This window comes from Kistimonas ophiarachnellae (assembly GCF_057552235.1).
In genome coordinates this window covers 1-21,039 of record NZ_BAAJPA010000011.1, presented here as the reverse complement: position 1 = coordinate 21,039, position 21,039 = coordinate 1, and the positions used below count along the sequence as shown (strand labels likewise).

General features: G+C 49.8%; 18 protein-coding genes. 4 read left to right on the top strand and 14 right to left on the bottom strand.

All coding sequences use genetic code 11. The features are described 5' to 3' along the window. Positions 1 to 95 precede the first annotated feature (95 nt). Positions 96 to 668, top strand: coding sequence for a hypothetical protein (locus tag AC27K1_RS14460; RefSeq protein ID WP_487151523.1), 573 nt, complete (start codon positions 96 to 98; stop codon positions 666 to 668). Here AC27K1_RS14460 and AC27K1_RS14455 read toward each other — a convergent pair. Both AC27K1_RS14455 and AC27K1_RS14450 read right to left on the bottom strand, forming a co-directional pair. Further along, the gene (locus AC27K1_RS14455) at positions 661 to 2,406 is read right to left on the bottom strand and encodes a hypothetical protein (RefSeq protein WP_487151522.1); all 1,746 of its coding nucleotides are present in this window, start codon (positions 2,404 to 2,406) and stop codon (positions 661 to 663) included. The genes AC27K1_RS14460 and AC27K1_RS14455 overlap by 8 nt on opposite strands. 152 nt (positions 2,407 to 2,558) lie before the next feature. After that, positions 2,559 to 2,876: a helix-turn-helix domain-containing protein gene (locus AC27K1_RS14450; RefSeq protein ID WP_487151521.1), complete on the bottom strand. Its 318-nt coding sequence runs from the start codon at positions 2,874 to 2,876 to the stop codon at positions 2,559 to 2,561. 166 nt (positions 2,877 to 3,042) lie between these two features. Between AC27K1_RS14450 and AC27K1_RS14445 the strand changes: the two genes are divergently transcribed. After that, a complete protein-coding gene (locus AC27K1_RS14445; protein WP_487151520.1) occupies positions 3,043 to 4,572 on the top strand; it encodes a flavin-containing monooxygenase in 1,530 nt (509 codons plus the stop codon). A 99-nt stretch (positions 4,573 to 4,671) separates the two neighbouring features. Here AC27K1_RS14445 and AC27K1_RS14440 read toward each other — a convergent pair whose 3' ends face one another. The 12 genes from AC27K1_RS14440 to AC27K1_RS14385 form a co-directional block, all read right to left on the bottom strand. After that, positions 4,672 to 5,241, bottom strand: coding sequence for a hypothetical protein (locus AC27K1_RS14440; RefSeq protein ID WP_487151519.1), 570 nt, complete (start codon positions 5,239 to 5,241; stop codon positions 4,672 to 4,674). Between the two features lie 258 nt (positions 5,242 to 5,499). Then, positions 5,500 to 6,219, bottom strand: a complete 720-nt coding sequence (locus AC27K1_RS14435) for an MOSC domain-containing protein (RefSeq protein WP_487151518.1) — start codon at positions 6,217 to 6,219, stop codon at positions 5,500 to 5,502. A gap of 49 nt (positions 6,220 to 6,268) precedes the next feature. Continuing rightward, entirely contained in the window at positions 6,269 to 6,646 is a 378-nt protein-coding gene (locus AC27K1_RS14430; RefSeq protein WP_487151517.1) for an SHOCT domain-containing protein, read from the bottom strand. A 178-nt stretch (positions 6,647 to 6,824) separates the two neighbouring features. Further along, positions 6,825 to 7,175 carry a hypothetical protein gene (locus tag AC27K1_RS14425; protein WP_487151516.1) on the bottom strand — a complete coding sequence of 117 codons (351 nt, stop codon included), beginning with the start codon at positions 7,173 to 7,175 and terminating at the stop codon, positions 6,825 to 6,827. A gap of 395 nt (positions 7,176 to 7,570) precedes the next feature. After that, a complete protein-coding gene (locus AC27K1_RS14420; protein WP_487151515.1) occupies positions 7,571 to 8,188 on the bottom strand; it encodes a PepSY-associated TM helix domain-containing protein in 618 nt (205 codons plus the stop codon). 408 nt (positions 8,189 to 8,596) lie between these two features. Next, a complete protein-coding gene (locus AC27K1_RS14415) occupies positions 8,597 to 9,379 on the bottom strand; it encodes a hypothetical protein (protein ID WP_487151514.1) in 783 nt (260 codons plus the stop codon). A 219-nt stretch (positions 9,380 to 9,598) separates the two neighbouring features. Continuing rightward, the gene (locus AC27K1_RS14410) at positions 9,599 to 11,680 is read right to left on the bottom strand and encodes a phosphatidylinositol-specific phospholipase C domain-containing protein (protein ID WP_487151513.1); all 2,082 of its coding nucleotides are present in this window, start codon (positions 11,678 to 11,680) and stop codon (positions 9,599 to 9,601) included. A gap of 418 nt (positions 11,681 to 12,098) precedes the next feature. Beyond that, positions 12,099 to 13,010: a cysteine peptidase family C39 domain-containing protein gene (locus AC27K1_RS14405; protein WP_487151512.1), complete on the bottom strand. Its 912-nt coding sequence runs from the start codon at positions 13,008 to 13,010 to the stop codon at positions 12,099 to 12,101. Positions 13,011 to 13,336: 326 nt separating this feature from the next. Continuing rightward, entirely contained in the window at positions 13,337 to 15,253 is a 1,917-nt protein-coding gene (locus AC27K1_RS14400; protein ID WP_487151511.1) for a BCCT family transporter, read from the bottom strand. Positions 15,254 to 15,760: 507 nt separating this feature from the next. Beyond that, positions 15,761 to 17,110 (bottom strand): DEAD/DEAH box helicase, encoded by a 1,350-nt coding sequence (locus tag AC27K1_RS14395; RefSeq protein WP_487151509.1) that lies wholly within the window; start codon positions 17,108 to 17,110, stop codon positions 15,761 to 15,763. A gap of 506 nt (positions 17,111 to 17,616) precedes the next feature. Next, entirely contained in the window at positions 17,617 to 18,576 is a 960-nt protein-coding gene (locus AC27K1_RS14390) for an integron integrase (RefSeq protein WP_487151507.1), read from the bottom strand. Between the two features lie 445 nt (positions 18,577 to 19,021). Next, positions 19,022 to 19,621 (bottom strand): outer membrane protein, encoded by a 600-nt coding sequence (locus tag AC27K1_RS14385; RefSeq protein WP_487151505.1) that lies wholly within the window; start codon positions 19,619 to 19,621, stop codon positions 19,022 to 19,024. Positions 19,622 to 19,953: 332 nt separating this feature from the next. On the opposite strand from AC27K1_RS14385, the gene AC27K1_RS14380 reads away from it, so the two are divergent. After that, positions 19,954 to 20,442 carry a hypothetical protein gene (locus tag AC27K1_RS14380; protein ID WP_487151503.1) on the top strand — a complete coding sequence of 163 codons (489 nt, stop codon included), beginning with the start codon at positions 19,954 to 19,956 and terminating at the stop codon, positions 20,440 to 20,442. A gap of 105 nt (positions 20,443 to 20,547) precedes the next feature. Further along, on the top strand, positions 20,548 to 20,892 hold the full coding sequence (locus AC27K1_RS14375) for a hypothetical protein (RefSeq protein ID WP_487151501.1): 345 nt from the start codon (positions 20,548 to 20,550) through the stop codon (positions 20,890 to 20,892). Positions 20,893 to 21,039 lie beyond the last annotated feature (147 nt).

Genomic DNA, 21,039 nt, shown 5'->3' with positions numbered 1-21,039 from the left:
GGACATCAAGGTAGACTGAAGATGGCACACAAATGGGTAAGACGCATTAACCAGCGTGTCAGTGATTCAAACGTATCCAGAGAAGCGTTTCGCCTATGTATGATCCCGACGCCTATTGCAGTCGATACTTCCGCTACCGAGACCTGATTAATTGCGGTGAGACCTTGCGGGTATCCCAAGTCGACAATCCCGTGGAATCCCCCCAAACCTGGGAGGCTATTCGTCAGTTGGCAACAACGATTCTGGACCCTGTCGTGGATGAATTCGGTGATATCACGCTAACCTTTGGCGTCTGTACATCTACCTTGGCTGGCGCTATCCGCAAACGGGCCAGACAGGAAGACCTCACGCCTCGAATAGCGCCAGAGCTAGATCAGCATGCTGGATTTGAAGTTAATCGAAAAGGAAAACGTATCTGCAATCAGGATGGACTGGCCTGTGATTTTTATTGTTCGAATACACCGTCTGATCAAGTCGCCGCATGGATTGTCAGCCACTGTCCGTTTGATAAGTTGTTTTACTATGGTCTGGAGCGACCATTACATGTGAGTGTGGGTCCGGAGGGTAGACAACGCATTGTGCTGGTCAAACGAGAAGGCCGCTTGTCGATTCCGACAGTTATCACCAAAACAAACTTTATCCAGCAATTGCAAACGACAGTTATCTAGCACCTATCCCTCGTCTAAGAGGCTTCATGCGCCCTTCGCTTGGCGGCTTGTTCCAGTAATCCAGCGTTTCCAGCGCATTACACAGGTCTTCATGCCGATGCTCTATCACTTCACGCTTCTTCACTTCCACGGCTGGTGCATTGGTTTTGGCTTCCATCTCCCTGGCGAATCCCTCAAGTTCTTCAGCCGTTGCGGTGTCATGCGGCCGGTTTTTCACGGCGAACAGGTAGGCATTCGCCACGCCACCCCGGTCAATGTCATCCTTGCAGGTATGGTTGTACGTGGTTGCATCCACGGCCTGAATGAGTGATTCCACCAGCGTTTTGTTGAGGAAATGGAAGATAAAAGCCCGTCGTTGTTTTCTGTTGAGCACAGCATCCTGACGGATGCCCAGCTCCTGCGCTGAGGTCTTCAGGCTACGTGACAGGAATACACTCAAATCTTCCCCTGTGTCCGATAGCCGTTGTCGTAACGCCGTGGGAAAGAAAAAGCCTTGCTGATTATCCACCATGAGGTTGACCATCTGCGCCTGTAATGCCTCCAGCGTACAATCCTTAGAAAAAGCCTGTCGCTGATTATAGAAATCACCGTCCGCCGGCAAGGTGACTACCGTGATTTTGCCTTGCAGGCCCATATGATCCTGAAGTTTCTCCAGAGCATGGCTTCTGTCGCCTTCAATACCGGTACGTCGCTGACGGTTGAGATAAAGGTGATGCTCGCTGCTTCCCCGGCTCTCCAGAAAGCAACGGAATTCCGGGGTTACACTGGCACCAAAAGGCGTTTCCTGCCGGGTCGGTGTACCCATGCGGATGCAGTCAACGGTTTTTCCGTGTATGCGAGGACTGAACAAAATATCCGGTATATTGCCCTGCCGATAGGGGTCATAATGGATTCCCGCTTCACCCGCCGCCAGGCTACCTGCCACATTGCCCAGGTGCTCACCTTTACCTGCAGGATTTTCTAACGCCGAGCGCTGACTGCGGATCAACTGCTGGGTATGCGCCAGGCGTGCCGCCAGGTCACGCCCCTGATTACTGGCGAGCTGTGACGGCAAGTCCTCCCCTGAACCAGACGCTGCCTTCTGCCTGATAGCCTGAACCAGATCTGAATGGAAAGGACTTTGCATCCCGCTGTTAAACAGGGCACGGGAGACACCATGGAGGAAAACCCTGGCATTATGCTGGAAAAGGTTAGAGCGCGAACTCTTGAGCAGCATCGCGTCTGCTCGGCGAAAAGCGGTAATAGCCTGTTTATAACGCTCTCTGGGTGAAGCGCCCGGCAATATTCCCGCAACATTTTCGCCACTCAGCTCAACAACCACCCGTCGCAGACACTGTTCAAGACGCGGATCCCGACCTTCCTGCCCGTCCTCAATCATGTCTCGCCATTGTTCAAATGTCGGCTGTGCCTGAAGCGTCTGCCAGACCGTGGCCAGTTTCAGCTCATAATGACGTTGTTTCCAGGAATCGTCGCCTATTGAAAACCCCGGTTGTCCAGACGGACTGGCGGGTTCTACAGCCTGTACCCTTCGGTTCTGTACCGGCGTGAGATGTGAAAAACGCGTTCTCACCGTTGACCACAAGGAATGGAATGGTCGGGCAAACCTGACTCTCCACCGCTTTAGTCGTGACGTGGCGGCAGGGCTTGAGCTTATATCAGAGGAAGTCCCTGACTCGTCGGTTCCGGCACCCTGACTTTGCCCGACATTTCGGTCACCAGAGATAGGGCCTTTGTTCATCCTGAGCATCCTTGCTGATAAGCGCTATGCATTACTCCTTACATCGGCAGTGATCCATTTTCTGCGACAGATAGACGAGAGCCCCATGCTCATTAACCTGAAACTCAAGCGCGGACAGCAAAAAAAGCGGGTGAAAGCCCCCAACAGCAGGATTAATCGGCACTCAATTCGACACTGGCAAAAACATCAGCCAAATGTTTCTTCACCCAGTCCCGCCGATACATCCCCCAATCCTGAAGGACGTAGTAACCGGCATTATGCTGCTGGCCTTTGAACCCGGAATCACTGGCGTGGTAATCCTGCACATACTCGACCGTGATTCCCCAGGCAGGCAGGCGCTTGATCGCATCCTGCAGCGTACGGCGGGGCCAGCCTGTGCGAGCCTGCAAATTGGGGACGTTGGGGTGTTCCATCGTGTCGATCAGCCAGGCCAGGGCCAGGTGACGGCACAGTGTCGGGTTCAGCGCCATGGGTTCCTCCGGGATAACGAACGGCAACTGTAACACGAATCCACCGCCAGACGGTCAGCAACTGCCGCCCTCATTGTCATTTCCGCACCGCCTCTTCACGAAACTATCGTTCCGTTTTACTATTGGCCGTGCTGCTCATCACAATAAGAACAAGAGGCGCACCACTATGTCAGCTCAGGACACTCCCCTGCTGGATGTCGCAATTGTCGGCAGCGGCTTCTCCGGTCTGTGCATGGCCATCAAGCTGAAAGAGGCCGGCATCCATAATATCCGCATACTGGAAAAAGCGGCTGAAGTGGGCGGAACCTGGCGAGAGAACACTTACCCGGGTGCTGCCTGTGATGTCCAGAGCCACCTCTATTCCTACTCATTCGCCGGCAAGGCAGACTGGAGCCATGTGTTCTCCGGCTGGAACGAGATTCAGAACTATATCCTCGACTGCGCTGCACGTTACGGGCTACAGAAACATATTCAATTCAATACAACCGTGACCGGCGCACAGTTCAGTGAACAGGACGGCAGCTGGGTGATTTCAACGGCTGAGGGCGAACCCGTACGTGCCCGCTGCCTCGTCCTCGGGACAGGCCCTCTCCATGTACCAGCCATTCCATCTATCTCCGGCCTGGAGAGTTTTACCGGGGAAGTCTTCCATTCATCGCAGTGGAACCACAACTATGACCTGACCGGCAAGACGGTTGCCTCCATCGGCACCGGCGGCAGCGCCATCCAGTATGTGCCGGAAGTGGCGAAAAAAGCCGAAAAACTGCATGTGTTCCAGCGAACCCCGGCCTGGGTGATGCCCCGAAATGAACGGGCTTACACTCGCCTGGAAAAAGTGCTATTCCACAAGGTGCCGCTACTGCGCAAGGCTTACCGGTCGATGCTGTACTGGATCAACGAATCACGCGTCACCCTGATGCTGAATCCGCGGATCGCCAAACTGATGGAAGGGTTGGCCCGCCTGCATCTGCGTTTCAAGGTTAAGGATCCGGTCACCCGCCAGAAACTGACGCCAGACTACACCATTGGCTGTAAACGGATTCTGATCTCTAACCAGTACTACCCAGCCTTCAACAGGGATAATGTGGAACTGGTGACTGACGGTATCCGGGCTATTCGTGAAAACAGCATTGTCACAGCTGATGGCGAAGAGCGGCCAGTGGATGCCATCATCCTGGGCACCGGGTTTGTGGCCGATCCCTGCCAGTACATGAAGCACTTTCCCATCACCGGCCTGAACGGCCAGCGTCTTCTGGATACCTGGAATAACGGCGCGGAAGCCTACCTGGGCATGAGCGTGTCAGGATTCCCCAACCTGTTCCAGATGGTCGGCCCCAACACCGGGCTGGGCCATAACTCCATGATTTTCATGATTGAGTCCCAGAGCCGCTACATTGTTGATGCTATTCGACACCTGAAGACCAAAGGGGCGGGATATATGGATGTCTGCGCCGATATTCAGCGGGACTTTAATGCTGGACTGCAAAAGAAGCTGGTTGGCACCGTTTGGCAAACCGGTTGCCAGAGTTGGTACAAGCGGGCGGATGGTAAGAACTTTACTTTATGGCCGGGAACGACGTTCCGGTATCGGTGGGAAACCCGAAAAATCAATACAGCGGACTATGCGTGGAAGGAAAAGGCTGATAGCAATATCAACACAAAAACACCAGCCAGAGCGGCGGTGACAGAGTACTGAACGGTGTTTGCCAGCATCCGGAGCCTCTCGGCTATCGGATGACTGGCAGGCATTTCCGGGATTATGTTGAAAAGGCGTATTCTGTTTGCGAAGTGTCTTTCAGCTATACGTCTGAATACGATAGGTGCCATCTTCAGGATTATATTTCCAGACGGCAATCACTTCGCCCCTGGCATTTCGGATGATTTTGTCATTACCCATATTATCGATGATGGTCTGGGCTGCCCGGTGAAGCTCTTTCTGAATGGCGGATTCTACGAGCAAGGATGTCGTTTGCCCTTGCATTGCAACACTTGCTGACAAGGTATCAGCAATGGAAGCCGACTCCCCAAAATGGAATGCCCGCATGGCATCATCCTGAACCTGATGCCAGATCCAGCCTGACCATTCACTTTCCTGCTTGTCAGTGTGGGTCGTCTGTTGCAATCCCGTGGTTGCATAAACCGGAACGCTCTCTGCGCCTGACAATGCCCGGGTAGCTGGCTTTCCAACCCGATCGGTTATTAACAGGCTGCTTGCAGAGGCCGAAGCAGAAAGGTTGCGGGAGCCATACACGCCTGTCTGACTGGCCAGAGGCTTGCTCGCGTCAGGCTTGCTCGCACCTGGCATCGGATGAGGTTGATTGATAACCTGCCGCGCCATCGCCCACAACGGGTTTAGCGGAGACATTCTTCTGCTGATAGGACCCATGCTGAACTTCTCTCTTAACAATGATTACTGCCTGTTAAGACTCCCTGGCAGGAACAAAGTTCCGTGATGGCATGGGCAGGTGACTGAAACTGTCAGTCCCCCTGCTCGAGCCCGACTGCTTTTGCAAGGCATCAGAGGGATAACACGCACATTATTCATGCATATTGCGAGGTTATCTGCACGAGGGGAATAAACGGTGCAGCCTGCTAATCCTTGTCTAGCAATACGGCCCGACCATCACTTCTCCGCAGAAATACCACGAAAAACCCTCTGTTCCGCTCGCCCCAGCAATCTGAAATTCCAGTTTTCCACGGTCTGGGTCTCAAGGCGCAGTGCAACCTTACTCATCCAGCTATCCGATAACCGGGTTTGCTGCCTCAACCTGTGCAGCCCTTCTTCATTGAGAGGATCACCAAAGAACCATTCGCACACTTGCAGAATCGACAGGGCGTTAACGTCCCGTTCTTCCAGCACCAGCGCATCGAGCACACTCACCCTGCCCGGCTGGATGACACGGTACAACCATCCGCAGCGGTTGAGCGCCTGCATTTCCACAGAAAAACGATCGATTCCCCAGCGCTGACTGAGTTTGTAGCACGGCGACCGGGGCTGACTGACCTCAATAATGGCCTCTCCCCAACGATAACGGTCACCCAGACAAACATTATCTTCCCGCATACCTTCCGTGCTCAGGTTTTCCCCCATACCCGGCGCTATCCACTGATGATCAGCACCGTATTTCTGTTGCCAGTAGACATAGTGTTCGAGTGGGTACTGGTGCAGCGCCCGCTCTCTTCCACCATGATGGCGGCGATCGGCACAGGCATCGCCTTCCAGACCTTCCCATGAAAGGTACAGGTTCCCTTCAACCGACACTTTATCAATGGCCGTTTCAAATCCGTAGCGTTGCGCTACCCTGCCACGATAAACACCTTTCAGAATGATTGAATCTTTCACACAGCGTCCTGTCACAACCAATAGGCTGAGCCACAGAGAGCTCAACGCGTTATTTCATGATTTGATCCAGCAATGCCCGGGCGCGTTCCTTGTATTCCGCTTCGGTAATCAAGCCATCATCCAGGGCTGCTTTCAGTTTGAAGAGTTTTTCATCGGCGGCCTGACGCTCTTTTTCCGTTTTGTTTTTCCAGGCATTCCAGGCCCTGGAAATAGCCTCTATCGAAAATGTGCCCCCCGTTACGGCGTACACGATGATCCATCCCGTCGCGCCCACCGCTCCAACCGGGGCAAAAGCCGGAACGGACAGCAAGATCCCGATCGCCGTGGCGCCGGCCAGGAGGGACTTGATGAAAATATTCTCTTGAATCGATTGCGGAACGAAGTTGAAGACGATATCGCGGATCTGGCTGGCGGATAATTTCGGCATTATTGTCCTGTCACTTTCAGGCTGGCGGAAAAAACGTCCATCGCCGCCATGATACAACAGACCTGGTGGAAAATGATTCACTCACATCATGAAAGACAGGCCCCACTCCCTGCCCCATGTTAAGTCCTGCAGCAAATGGTTTGAAACCTGCTCCCCAAGACAGCCAATGCCTACCCCTTTATGCATGCTGGATGAGCGGTTCAAACTCCCCCATCATAAACGTCATGATATCGTCGAGCTTTTTCTCGGAAATCAGATCCAGACTCCGGTGGGCATCAAGATAGGCCAGCATGAAATTGATGTCATAATTGTTCACATCTCCGGGAGACAGCTGGAAATCCCGCGCCCTGCACTGTGCCGCGTAACGGCTCATCGCGACCCTGTCCTCCCTGGATTGCACGGCCCGGTTTTTTGCGGCAAACATGGCGGCATACTTGAACAGATTTTCCTTTGCACCAGCACTCAAAACGCCAGACTCCGCCTCGGCCAGCCTGATGGATTCAGTGATAGCATCAGAGATTTCTTTCATCCAATGTTTGTTCTTTCTGGGTAAATTCGTCATAACTCGATGGAATAGCCTGATCTTGATAAAGGGTGGAAACCAATCGTAAAAAGCATTTGTTCGTATTGCCAGGGTAGAGGCCGCTTCACCACCCGCAGACAGGTGATGTGGCGACATTGTAATACCCATCGCTTGTTCTAACGACGCTCTAACTGCCTGCGACCTGGCAGACGGGCGATAAAGGCGATTCGGTTTGCCGTGAACAGGAAGCCTGTGGCTTTATTAACGCAGGTCGGATCGCTTGCGAGCCGACGTTCTACCGGCAGACGACGTCGGCTTCCTTCGGAAACCGACCCACCAGGGAAACCTGCGTATTTTGGCAAATTTCAGGCCAGAACTATCAGAACAACCAGCACGAATGGTTATTGAGCGTTTCTATATTTATTCCCATTAACATACGCTAAAAGACCAAACAGGGTCACTATGGAAAGGGCAACAAGACCCAGAACACCGAGTACCTTATTGAGCAACGAATCCCCTAACCACTGCAGGTAATGAATTTTATAGAGGGTCCGTATAACACGTGTGTCGGTTCCCGTTTGCTGAAGCGCTAACCGCGGCCAATCCACCGATATCTCAATACCGGTGTCTGTGAATACCCTGTCACCATCCACCGTAACCATGCTTCCATAACGTTCTGGATTGGCAGAGATAGCATCATTCACCAATCTCTCCAGCGCCTTCCTTGAGGGAAGAGGTCTTTCCTCCAGGGTGTCCAGGTCAAGTTGCCGCCAGCGCCCATCCTGTAGAACCATCAGATGATATCCCAGAATACTGCGCTTTATGGATATTTCCTGCCAGTGGGGCTCAGGGGTTATCGTCATCGGCTTATCCATTGCGTAGTGCCTGACAGGCAGCTTTTCAAAGGCTGCTTCGTAACCGGGCTTAATCAGGAAGACCACACCGGTCAGCGCCCATAGCAACAAGGGGATCAGCATAATCATGCCTGCAAGCCGATGTACTTTCTTTGAATTCATCATGATATGTAACACTAAACGCATACTTCCAGGTAATTCATATAAATAAAAAACATCATCATTTATATGTCATCTCAACTATAAAAAAAGCCTAATCAGCCCATGCCCTGCACCGATGCGAAATAACAAATACGCTACCGCCCTCTGTCGTGTAACGGGTGTCTCGCACCTGTGAATGATGCCGGCATGTTACCCGATAACAACACCACATCGAACAGGTATTACCACAACAACCATGCTTCATACGCCACGTGAAATCCTTTTCCTTGCCTATGCGGGAAAACAACCAGGCATGCGCCGTAAATGACACGTTATGTGTCACCTCAACATCACCGCGAGGGTTGCAATCGCGGTCATCCTTCCACGGATGGATTCGTAACATTCGCCTGGTAACGTCTATTTTACTGATGGTCAGAGCATCGCATTGATAACGATTTCAGCGATTCTGTTTTCATTCGCTTTAGCGTGATCACCTGTCGAGCCTTCGTACGGTGATTCATCCTTCTGTTTAACAACATTCTGGAGCACACTGGATGCTTTTCTGCCAAACTGATTTGCCTTTAAAAATAAGGAGGCGGTTTCCATGTCCCGGCAGTAGGGCATGAAGGTATTATAAATCGCCAGTCGCTGCTGAATTCTTTGTGGCGTTCCCATTCTTTCCGGGTACAAATAGGCATGGTAATCATCAACGTTAAAACAGACACGCTCGGAATACTGAAAGTCGCCGAGCTGACAACTTTCCATCAAGCGCTGATGCAGATCATGGTCAGGCAAGAGTGGTTTATCGACATCTTGTTCATCAATGCCCTGATCCCAGGATACCCCTCTCAACCCTCGGGCTTCAGAAATCAGGACTAATGAATTCATATCGTCTTCCGTGACCCAGACATCGTTACTGCCCAGCCGAACCATCGCTTGTGCACCCGCCGCAAAGAGTTCATGGAACGCCATGGCTGAACCACTCGCGCCCATGGGCGCATAGGCAAAGAAGAAATCTTCATCCACGCCGTTGCGTGTCACTTTGCCCGTTAAAACACCAATCCCCCAGGATTGTATTTCAACACAAGGATTGTCCAAAAAATGAGAGGCTAAACGAAGGGTACGTTCGGGATTCGAACTGACGATACCTTTTTCAGGGACAGGTGTTTTAACAATAATATTTTGTTCAATCGTGAATAAACACTGCGTCATCATTAAACCCTGATTACCAAAGCCAAAACACGGTTTGAATTGACCAACGATGGAATGAATAACTTGTTTTACAGTTCAATACTGAAAGCAGGATATTATATTTCCCTCCCAGGGCAAGAAGCATTCCAAGCAAGAATTCCTTTACTTGCGCAAGACAGGTCGACAAAGGTGTTACCCGTGGCCGGTTGTGATAACCGGCCATTGTTTACAAGAAAAGTAGCGTTAATCCACCCATTCCCAACGCTGGGAGCCATCCCCCTGCGAACTCCAGAGATGGGCGTCATGGCCATTGATGCCGGGACCGTAAAGCGGATTCTTGATATCCAGTGCCCTGCCGGTGTTCTTCTTTAACAGGAAGCGCTGCTGATCATCGTAAATCCACTGTTGGTTAGTACCCAGGTGGCAGTTCCAAAGGATGATTTTGGTCCCTTTGCCAGTCTTACCACCACTGGCGTCCAGACACATGTTCGGATCCAGTGCCGAATGAATCCGGCCCAGTTCATCCTGGTACCAGTACTGGGAATCCGCACCATGGCAGCTCCAGGCATGGGCCTGGGTACCCGGTGAGGTACTGCGGCCTTCCAGGTCCAGACAGGCGCCGTACTGGCTGAACTTCAGCTTGCGGTACTGGGGTTTGGGATCCATCAGCGGGTTGGAGAATTTCCAGCGCTGAGTGCCATCCTGCTGTGCGTCCCAGAGGTGGGCATTTTTACCCTGGATCGCTACCTGGGGATCCTTGATGTCCAGCGCCTTGCGGGTATCCATCTTCGCCAACAGACGACCAAAGTTATCGCGAACCCACTTCTGGTTATCCTGGCCATTACAGTTCCACAGTACTACCGGCGTACCATTGCTGGTGCCTGCTCCGGCAGCATCCACACATAATTCAGGATTCAGGGCAGAGCGGATCTCCTGTTCCCCGGTATAGATCCAGAACTGGGAAGCGGCAGCATGACACTGCCAGGCATGCACCGGCACACCCGGCTCGGCACGGCGATCCTCAATATCCAGGCAGACACCGTAGCTGGAGAAAATCAACTGGCTGGCCGCCGTATCCTGCGCTGGCAGTTCCGGCATACTGCGGCCATCCGGCAGCCACTGACCTTCGTTAGCGCGATCATTGAAATTGATCCAGACGGCCTGACCATTGGCTGCATCCTGCAGGCGACGGTTGTGGTAACCGCTTTTCGGCACACCAAAAGCGAAGTAATTGCCGAATTCGGTCTGACAGCTCAGCTGACCCGCATCAAACGTGCCGGTGGCACTGGTAATACGCCAGTCGCCACTGCGCTCATCCAGGCAGGCGAAACGATATGGTTTCACACAGCTGTCGTCATTCCAGCGCCCGTCCGGACGTTGTACGGCACAATCTTCGCCACTGCCGTAATCATTGGGCTCACCGCTACCCCAACTCCAGACATTGCTGTAGAGACGGGCATCATTGGTGGTCATTTTGTCGTAACCAAAAAGGCCAAAGCCACAATCAGTCAGGGCTTTTGCCTGGTCCGCATTCAGCTTACGCCCCAGCCCTACGCCGGTGGCCAGGTTGGTCTGGTCTTCGTAAAGACGGGTCAGACGCTGATCCATCTGCCCGGCACTGGTGCCTCCGAAATCACAGGTCGGATAACCGGTGAAACGGCCATCAAACACCGACTGATTGGAACTGATAAACCCATGGTTCAGCTGCCTGAGTGGATGACCGGCCGGTGCGCCGTCAACCCCGATCAGCACAATTTGCCTGCCCTGTGACAGGATGTCCATCGGTGTCAGTTGATCCGGGAATGCCGCCCCCTCGTAGGGCACCGGCAGCATCAGATCCACCAGCTGGCCAAAGTCCGTGTACATCTGGTCATAACGACCGTCCGCGTGATCCTCGACATACAGGACCAGGACTTCATTCCGGTTTTCAGGCCGACGAAGCCACTGGTTGATTTCATTGGCGGCTTCACTCAGGTACTGGTCTTCCACATGACAGAGGGTATGGCACAACTTGATATTGCCACTCGGCCCGTACCACCAGGCATCAATCTCCAGCATCCGGGCGCCGGCCTCGAGCTGGGCTGTCATTGTCAGGTAATGGTTGGGATCAGCGAGGTGGAGTGGGTCACTCCCCTTGTAATCGGTGGCGTTGTAGCTGTTATGGGTACCGGGCGATTTGAACTGGCCCAAAGGTTCCCAGAGGCTAAGGGTGCGCTGGTCTTTAAGCCCTTGCTTCAGCCAGGAATCCTGGCTTTCTGCCAGGGCGGTTGACGTCACAGCGGTCAGCGCCAGCAGCGACGCCCAGTGGCGAATCGTTTTTCTCATACGTCGGACCTTTTTTTCGTTATTAATGGTCTCTGTGATGGAATGCCTGCCCCTGTTCAATCCGAACAACAAGCAACACAAGTGTTTATACAACAGCGTATTGGTTGCATGAAAATAACGGATTGATGAAAGGTAAACGGCATTTTAAAGAGTCCCTGTTATTGTTTTTATGACAGACTCGTTCAGTAACACGAAATAGCGGCTCCAGTCATAACAGGCAATGCCCGTCACAACCAAAGTAGTACCATAGTCTATATACAGTCTCGACAGTTGGAAATACTTTTATACATTATCGCCACGTGTCATGAGGACTCATGCATTGGCAATAGTCACTGCACATGAGAAACCAGCTCACAACACTCAATATCACACTAAACAACTGTAATTCATTGAGGGCCTCAATCTTTACCTAACGCTATCAAGGGATGACAACAAAATACCTATTACTAACCTGGCTGCAAAAATAGTCGGATTTTACTTCCAGACACATACCATGAAAGGGCTCTCTTATTGTTGCAGACTGTTCATCTATTTTATCCAAAACTACAACATGAAGTTCTAAACCGCCATCAAACTGAACAATTAAAGCGCTAGAGAAAGCTTTCAACGCTTCTGCAAACTCTTTCACTGAAGCTGATGCTGATATCGCACTAGATTTACAATGCAATCCGCACTCATCCAAATATTTCGGTATCTTCAAAAGGTCAGTGGTATAGTTTTTCTCCGTAAAGATATCTATGGGGAGATGTTTTCCATAATCACGTGCGACCATTTCACAGCAGGCAACTACACATGCATGCCTTCCAGGCTGTTGCAAAAAACAACGGTTTTGGGGGGTAAGGCCACATCTAATCTCGGCCGAACCATTCAAGACAACAATCAAATCTTTACAGTCATCGTAATTTTTAATTAAACGATTAATTTCTTTATCTGGTATGCAAATCGGCAAATAATCATGCCTTTGCGTTGGAACATAATCTGTTTTAGCAATAGGAGGAAACCATCGCTTTATTCTCCCTGGAACGTCCAAGAACCGAATATGAAACAGTTTTAAACTTTGTCGCTCCATCAAACCAATTTGTTCCTCACTAGGTGCCAAACCGGCTTTTGATTCAAACTTATACAATGAAAATTCAGACAACTTTTTCCGTAATTTCTTTTTACTCTCTTCATATTCAGAGCCAGAGCGCAAGGCATATTCCTGCTCCAAATTAATAACAATATATTTATCAACCACTTCTGGAATCACCTTGGCGAAATACCCCACCTTAACTGATGGCTTTTCTAAAGGCATAACTCCCATACTCGTTGATGGACCAACTGATTCCATAAGCACCCTCCCATTTAACTTAATAGATATCAACCCCTAAGAGATTCATATAGTTAAAAAATAACAATCAACAATATTTACTCCATCATCTATCTCAGAAAACCCTAACTAAATTAAAGGCAATATAACTGCAAACAGAAGAGCCTAATAAGTCACATCTTTACTGAAATAATTATAATTGTGTCTTCACCATCACAAGAATGTTCACACTTTGTCAGGCTTGCAAACCGATTTGATAACCAATCTGTTTGCAGATACGGATTTAGCTGATAAAAATCCGGGCCATAGTCATATGGCCCGGATTTTACTACGCATTGAAAGAAAAATCAGGAAACTGCCACTTCGGTATCAGCCGCCTGCTTTGCCCGGAACAGCTCATTGAATACAATCCGCGCCTGCTGGGCGGCTTCTGACGCAGCCAGTTTACGTTCCTTGGCCTGCATGGCTTCATCGGTCAGGCGACGCAGCTCTATGACCATCTCTTCCGGCGCATCCCCCAGTTCCAGTCCGGAGTTACCGCGGGACAGGGCTTCCTGGCGAATCTTGCGCTTCATCTTCCAGATGGCATTCAGTGCCAGGCGTTCGGCTTCGGCCGCTTCAACCGCTTCATCTTTCAGCTGTTCAAAGGTTGCCAGCGCCATGCCTTCTTTTGACCAGGGGTCCACATCCGGCAGTTCTTCAATGTTAATGACCGGATCTTCGTAACCTTCCTGGTGCACCAGGTCCAGCGTGGCCGCTTTCACTGCGGAAACCATCAGCATCACCGCAATCACCAGCAGCGGCAGACCGCCCACAATCGCTGCTGTCTGCAGTGTCGACAAACCGCCCATAAACAACAACACGGTTGGCAGGAATGACAGTGCAAACGCCCAGAACAACCGGTTCCAGCGCATGGGTTCTTCAGTGACGTTGTTCTGAACCACGGACGCCAGAATGTAAGAAATGGAGTCAAACGTAGTCGCCGTGAAAATCAAACACAGCAGGGTAAACGCTGCAATCACCAGGTAACTGAGCGGCAGCTGTTCCAATACGGAGAAAATCGCCCTGGTGGCGCCTTCACTGTTCAGGATGGCGACAACGTCCACAGCGCCGGACAGCTGCAGCGACAGGCCATAGTTACCCAGTACCATAAAGAACAGGAAACAGCCCAGGGAACCAAAGAAAATGGACCCTGTCACCATCTGCTTGATGGTACGACCACGGGAAATCCGCGCAACAAACAGACCCATGCTCGGGGCAAACACCAGCCACCAGGCCCAGTAGAAAATGGTCCAGTCCTGGGGGAAGTGGGTGTTTTCAAAGGAGCCGTAACCACCGAAAGGTTCTGCCCAGGTCGCCATGGCAAAGAAGTTGGTCAGCATGCGACCGAGCGAATCCAGACCGGTTTCCAGCATGAAAATGGTGGGACCAGTAACAAGGATATACAGCAGCAGGCCAATGGCGCCCCAGAAATTGATATTACTGAGCAGCTTGATGCCTTTTTCCAGACCGGCGTAAGCGGAATAAGCGAATAACGCCGTACAGACCATCAGTACCGCGATCTGGGTTTCCGTTGTCTTGGGAACACCAAACAGGTGGTTCACACCTTCGTTAATCAACGGGGCAGCCAGGCCCAGCGTTGTGGCGCCGCCTCCCAACAGGCCAAAGATGAACAGAATATCAACGACCTTGCCCAACCAACCCTGGCTGCGCACTTCACCGATAACCGGCATCAATGCACTGGAAACTTTCAGTACCGGCTGTTTACGGACGTAGTAAAAATACGCAATCGGCAATGCCGGAATCAGGTAAATCGCCCAGGCAATCGGCCCCCAGTGGAAAATACCGTAAGTAGCAGCCCATCGGATGGCTTCTTCACTGCCCGGCTCCAGCTGGAACGGCGGATTCTGGTAATAATAAGCCCATTCAATGGTGCCCCAGTAAAGGATACTGGCGCCGATACCGCCACAGAACAGCATCGCAGCCCAGGAGGCCGTGCCGAACTCCGGCTTCTCATCGGCATCACCGAGCTTGATCTGGCCAATATCACTGAACACGATGTACACCATGAAGAACATGGCAGCCATGCCCAGGCCAAGATAAAGGAAACCGAACTTGTCGGTCATAATGGTCTTGGCGCCGGCAATCCACTGCGCCCCCTGTTCAGGCCATAGCGCCAGTGGGATCACCACCGACAACAACAGGCCTAACGCCCCCAGGAACGTTGTTTTGTCAATCAGTTTTAATGCGTTGGCCGGTAACATACCGCCTCCATGCCGATATAATCATAAGGAAAACCGACTAATTCTGTACGTATGTACACCAACCATCAAACCAACCTTTTTGTGATAACCATAAAAATAATCAATGCCATCATTCATCAGAATGAGCAGGTTTATTCAGCAGGCATTATTGGATGGCCAGACTCAAACAATAAAAATGCGCCCTGGTAATTTTATTGTTTAAATATTCCCTGTGCTGTAACACATTAGTTAGTCATGGGTATTGAAATTGAATCGGCAGGGTATTCTGCCCTGAGCGGTTATGGTTCTTAATTATCCGAATGGATCAACATTCACTGTAACTGGCCATCATTTTGCTGAGCTGGATCTAGCCGCCATTGCCGAGACCCGTAGCAGGTGGGGACTATTCAGAGATCGCCACCCAGACCTGTATCATCCGCTGACATCGCTCACTGGCACATAAAACAGTGGAGGGATTGTCAGAAGTCGCTATCCCTCGTTAAAACACGGCCTTCCATGGCCGGACAATTACGCTGTCGTCGTCGGTTTCTTCTTGATGCGGAAGGGTTCGAACCCGGTATCCTTGCCCTGCCCTGCTGACACTTTGTCACCGGACTTCCGCTTACCGATGCTCTTCTTGTCCCGATGGCGCTGTTTGCCTTTTTCCGCCGCCTTTCTGTCTGCCGGCTTTTTCTTCTTCCGGCCGGCAGCCTTCCCAGAAGCTTTCACCTTCTTCGGACCTTTATAGCTCGCTTCCATACCGGGGATGGTGCGCCGCTCAAAACGGATATTGAGGTAACGCTCAATACTGGCCATCAGGTTCCATTCCAGCGCACTGACGAAGGTGACAGCCAGCCCCTGCTGCCCGGCACGACCGGTACGGCCAATCCGATGCACATGGTCATCACCCCGACGAGCGACATCAAAGTTCACCACCAGGTTGATTCCGGGCACATCCAGACCACGGGCGGCGAGATCGGTAGCGACCAGCACATTGATACGGCCGTTATGCAGCCATTCCATCATCTGCTTGCGCTCTTCCTGGGTCATTTCGCCATGAAGGACGCCGGTTCTCAGCTTGTGGTAACGCAGGAAGTTTTGCAGCTTGGTCGCCTGTGCACGTGTTTTGGTGAAGACCAGGGCCTTGTCGAAAGGCTCAACCTCCAGCAGCCGGACGACCAGCTTTTCCTTGAACGCCAGGTCATCCACCAGGATCATTTGCTGGCGGATATTCTCGTGCTGTTCTTTGACCGTGTTCAGCAGGATCTCTTCCGGTTCCTTTAACACCTTCATCGCCATGCGCTTGACGCCAGGCTGTTGCAGGGTGGCGGAAAAGAGCAGCGTCTGACGCTGGGCGGACGTGCACTGGTCAGTGATTTTGAGCACATCCTCACTGAGGCCCATGTCGAGCATACGATCCGCTTCGTCCAGCACCAGGACTTCCAGGTCACGAAAATCCGGCGTGCCGCGATCCACGTGCTCGGCCAGCCGACCGGGTGTGGCAATGATTATTTCCGGATTCTTGCGGAACAGGCTGGCCTGAAACTTAAACTCATCCCCACCGGTAATCAAACCGGCCTTAAGCCCTGTACCAGTCGCCAGCAGCTGACACTCCTTGAACACCTGGCGGGCCAGTTCACGGGTCGGCAACAATACCAGTGCCCGCGTCCCGGTATTGGGCGCCGGGGTCAGCAGGCGATTGAGCAGGGGCAGAAGAAATGCGCCGGTCTTGCCGCTGCCCGTCTCAGCGCTGACCATCAGGTCCTTGCCTGACAGGGCGACAGGGATAGCACGGGTCTGGACATCGGTAGGCTGTTCCCAGCCGGCAGCTTCCAGCGCTTTCAGCAAACGCGGGTCAAGTGAGAAGTCGGAAAACAAGAGACTATGCCTCGGCAATAAAAATCGACGCGCACTCTACCAGAGCGGCTGAAAAACAACCATGAATAATCACATTTGGCCAATGTACCTTTCTCAAACGCCAGCGATGCCAATGAAACGTGCTCAGGCGGGAAAAAAGCACCTGTTACGACCATAGCATCAGTGATGCGACTTCAGCGCCATAGCCTAACGGTAGAAAATATGGTTATATCGACCGCCATAAACGACAACGTAACCATATAGCTACCGAGAACCACGCTGTGGCTGCCAGCAGGCTGCCAACATCTCCGGGCGGTAGCGTGAGTGCGACCAGCGAATCCTGCTAACTGATTGATTTATAAAGGTATACTTGAGGTGCTGACACCTCGGTGATTCAGTCATCTGTACATCAAGGTGCTCCTACCCTGACATGCTGCGAAGTAATCCAAGGTGATTAGCTTCGGGGTAACGCCTTACAATGGGTTCTCTCAATCCGTCGCAGCCTGAACCGGACAAGTGATTCCTATTCATAAACGAGCCAGAGGGCTTTTGACTGCAAATCCTCCCCGGTTAAGTACATGGGTATAGATCTGAGTCGTTTTGAGGTCTTTATGGCCGAGTAACTCCTGCACCGTACGGATATCATACCCGTCATCCAGCAAATGGGTGGCAAAGGAATGACGAAAGGTGTGACAGCTTGCTTTTTTAGCGATGCCGGCCCGTTTTATCGCACACTTCACAGCCCGTTGAAGGGTGCTGTCATCCATATGGTGGCGGTGCTCCCTGCCACTACGGGGGTCAATAGAACGCTTATGGGAACAAAAGAAATACTGCCAGTGGAAACTTGCCGCTTCATCGGGATACTTATGGGCCAGTGCATCAGGCATCCAAACTGTGCCAAAACCTGCTTCCTGGTCAGCACAGTGATAATGCCTGACCTCTCTGATGCGTAATTCGATGACAGGTATCAGAGGCTCAGGCAGAACCGTCACACGATCTTTAGCCCCCTTGCCATTGCGAACAATGATCGCCTTACGGTAAAAATCTATGTCCTTGATACGCAAACGCAGGCATTCCATCAACCGAAGACCTGACCCATACATCAGTTGCACAGGGAGCCTGTAATCGGGTTTGATGACCTCCAGCAATTTCCTGATTTCATCACGCTCAAAAACAACCGGTATCTTCTGTGACGGTTTGGCCCGGGCAAAACGACTGACATCCCCCAGTTTCCTGTTCAGTACATGAGTATAGAGAAAATTGAGTGCATTCAGCGCCTGGTTCTGAGTTGCAGAAGCAACCTGCCTTTGTACAGCGAGATAGGTTAAAAACTGCACCACATGATCTTCTTCCAGCTCACCCGGGTGTTTCAGGTTGTGAAACCGTATGTAGTTTTTAATCCAGTAGCAATAGGCTTGCTCAGTACAATAACTATAACGCTTGACTCTGAGCGAATTACGAACAACATCCATAAAACGAATTGACATCTGTGCAACCTGAAACTGATTGTTTGTACAGTAGTATTGGCAACTTTCTGGAAAAAACAAAAAAATTTAAAAACTTTAGAATGTTATTTTTTGTAACATTTTTTTATTTTATTCAAAAATTTAGAGTTCATAGTTGTAAAGTAATATGACTCAGTTGAGTTCATAAAAAAGGCGTTTTATTAATATTTCTCAAATGAGTTTAAAATTTAATATTACTCATGCGAGCTCATAATTTAATATGACTTGCTTGAGGCATAATAGCTGTTAGCCGCAACAAAAATCAGACTTAGTATGCAGGGAATTTATGTTTACGCTCTAGAGGTATAATTTGTGTCGTCTAAGTAAAGCGATGTTAGATTGATGTTAATTTACAATTAAAGAGGCCGGGCTTAACCCGGCTTTGAATGTTTAATCTTGAATCTTTCAGACTGACTCGTGTTAATTTTTAGAAGATATACTGAACGCCGACTGTGAAGTTTTGCTCATTGATATCAAATTCAGCACCACCATCAACAAATTTAAAATCGCTATATTGAATATATCGATAGTCCATACGTAAGTTAATGTTCCTATTTAACTGAAAACGCGATCCCAATCCTAATACATAACCAGTTTCGCTTGTGTCATAGTTTAGAGTTGTGGAACCATCAGTTTCCATAGATTCAAAATCAGTATTAACAAATCCGAATCTGGCGTAAATAGCAGACTGATCACCAAAAGGTATTCCACCCAAAACTGATATACCGTAGGAATTTTTTCTTGTACCTCTGAGCATTGCAGCGCCGGATGATTGTGTTACTTCAGTATCAGCAATATTGAAATCAGCTTCCAAGGCAACAAACGAACTGTTGTAATCAATTTCATAACCTAAGTATCCACCGAAACTGGTGTCCTTTTTCCCAAGTTCGACATCAGCGCCATATATTCTTGACTCAGCAGTCATGCTGCTCATACCTGCATAACCACCGGTATAAAAACCGTCTAGCCCATCTGATAGGGCTGGAGTGGAAAGAGCCAAAGCAAAGACTGTCAGTATTTTTTTCATTTTATATATCCCTATGTGCTTTTTTGTGTTGTGCTGACCTAAAATTGGCCAGTTAAAACTTAAGCATATCTTTAAAAAATCCGCAATATTTATTGGAGAAAATACGGATGATGAAAATTATGATGCTTAACTCTCCAACCCTCTAGCAGTAGCGGCTAACAAAAAATTCCAGCGGACACTCGCTCTGCTCGTGCCGCTGAATTTGGCGTTATGCGCTCAAATAGGCACTTTCACCTATTGCGCGATCAAAAAAACACTAGAGACTTATGGGCATCGGTATATGTCCGAACAAGATATAAAATTCTCTCGGCTTAGACAATCTAGGAGTAGTCATGTCGATATCAAAAGAAAACCTTAAAGAGTCAGCTGAAAATAACATTTCAAAATTTAAGGCGTTCACAGAAGATGGAATAAAGTCTGCGACAGCAGACTTTGAAGAAGGCGGTATATCGAAACTTTCAAAAAATAAGTTCGCAATTAAGCTCGCTGGTTCTGTGATTGCTATTATTGCCATTTTATTTTTGATCTCTGGAGGTGGTTCAGGACCTTCACCACTTAAAGTTGAAGTAAATAAATATGCTGCAGAAAATTTATTTGGCGCACCTGTACACCATGTTAGGTTAATACCCATAATCGACTTAGTTGAAATAGAAAGCGTTTCTATAAACAATAGTAAGGAGTGTACCTCTACAGAAGGAATGTTTGGCAAAGAACGTACAACATTCAAAATGGGACAAGTCAAACAGATACCTACAACATGTGAACCGGTACAAGTAAATGTCACTACAAGTGAAGGGGCATGGACATATACTTTTAATTAAAAGTGTATGAAATTAAACCACAGGGCATCTTTAGTGCCCTGTGTCTGATGTTACCACAATTTTTCATCCATCATAGACATCGCTTTAGAATCAACAGGTGTAAAAATGATTAAAATAACAGTCGCAAAAGTTGGAAATGGAACATCGTTTAGAATCAGTAGTCAAATCGCCTTAACAGAGGAAGATAGTTGTAGCATAGGAGCCAAACCCTACGTAGCAACATTGAATGATAAATCCAAAGATGCAGAAGCATTAGTTTTTTCTGAGCGCAATGTTGATATAACCATTCAAAACATAATCAATGTCTGCAATAAAAACAATTTAGAACATGAATTTAAAACAATCTCCACATCAAAAATAACCAAGAAAAATGACAAGTACTTCCTACAAACCCCATTTAATGAAAAGGAAATCAATCAACTTTTGATAAGCTTAAATTCGTATACATAAAAAGTATTAGCTTCTTCGTATCTTGTATAACTAGAAGAAAATTTCAGAGTTATAAAATTTGTAAAGCGGCGTACCCTGTAACCGCGCATAACAAGCGCTTGGTGTTCGTCGCTTCGCTCCTGGGACGCCTTCGGCGCCCCACAAGCA

Coding starts and splice junctions, on each gene's coding strand:
- AC27K1_RS14460 (WP_487151523.1), top strand. CDS start 96: ATGTATGATCCCGACGCCTATTGCAGTCGATACTTCCGCTACCGAGAC.
- AC27K1_RS14455 (WP_487151522.1), bottom strand. CDS start 2,406: ATGAACAAAGGCCCTATCTCTGGTGACCGAAATGTCGGGCAAAGTCAG.
- AC27K1_RS14450 (WP_487151521.1), bottom strand. CDS start 2,876: ATGGCGCTGAACCCGACACTGTGCCGTCACCTGGCCCTGGCCTGGCTG.
- AC27K1_RS14445 (WP_487151520.1), top strand. CDS start 3,043: ATGTCAGCTCAGGACACTCCCCTGCTGGATGTCGCAATTGTCGGCAGC.
- AC27K1_RS14440 (WP_487151519.1), bottom strand. CDS start 5,241: ATGTCTCCGCTAAACCCGTTGTGGGCGATGGCGCGGCAGGTTATCAAT.
- AC27K1_RS14430 (WP_487151517.1), bottom strand. CDS start 6,646: ATGCCGAAATTATCCGCCAGCCAGATCCGCGATATCGTCTTCAACTTC.
- AC27K1_RS14425 (WP_487151516.1), bottom strand. CDS start 7,175: ATGAAAGAAATCTCTGATGCTATCACTGAATCCATCAGGCTGGCCGAG.
- AC27K1_RS14420 (WP_487151515.1), bottom strand. CDS start 8,188: ATGATGAATTCAAAGAAAGTACATCGGCTTGCAGGCATGATTATGCTG.
- AC27K1_RS14415 (WP_487151514.1), bottom strand. CDS start 9,379: ATGATGACGCAGTGTTTATTCACGATTGAACAAAATATTATTGTTAAA.
- AC27K1_RS14410 (WP_487151513.1), bottom strand. CDS start 11,680: ATGAGAAAAACGATTCGCCACTGGGCGTCGCTGCTGGCGCTGACCGCT.
- AC27K1_RS14405 (WP_487151512.1), bottom strand. CDS start 13,010: ATGGAATCAGTTGGTCCATCAACGAGTATGGGAGTTATGCCTTTAGAA.
- AC27K1_RS14400 (WP_487151511.1), bottom strand. CDS start 15,253: ATGTTACCGGCCAACGCATTAAAACTGATTGACAAAACAACGTTCCTG.
- AC27K1_RS14390 (WP_487151507.1), bottom strand. CDS start 18,576: ATGTCAATTCGTTTTATGGATGTTGTTCGTAATTCGCTCAGAGTCAAG.
- AC27K1_RS14385 (WP_487151505.1), bottom strand. CDS start 19,621: ATGAAAAAAATACTGACAGTCTTTGCTTTGGCTCTTTCCACTCCAGCC.
- AC27K1_RS14380 (WP_487151503.1), top strand. CDS start 19,954: ATGTCGATATCAAAAGAAAACCTTAAAGAGTCAGCTGAAAATAACATT.
- AC27K1_RS14375 (WP_487151501.1), top strand. CDS start 20,548: ATGATTAAAATAACAGTCGCAAAAGTTGGAAATGGAACATCGTTTAGA.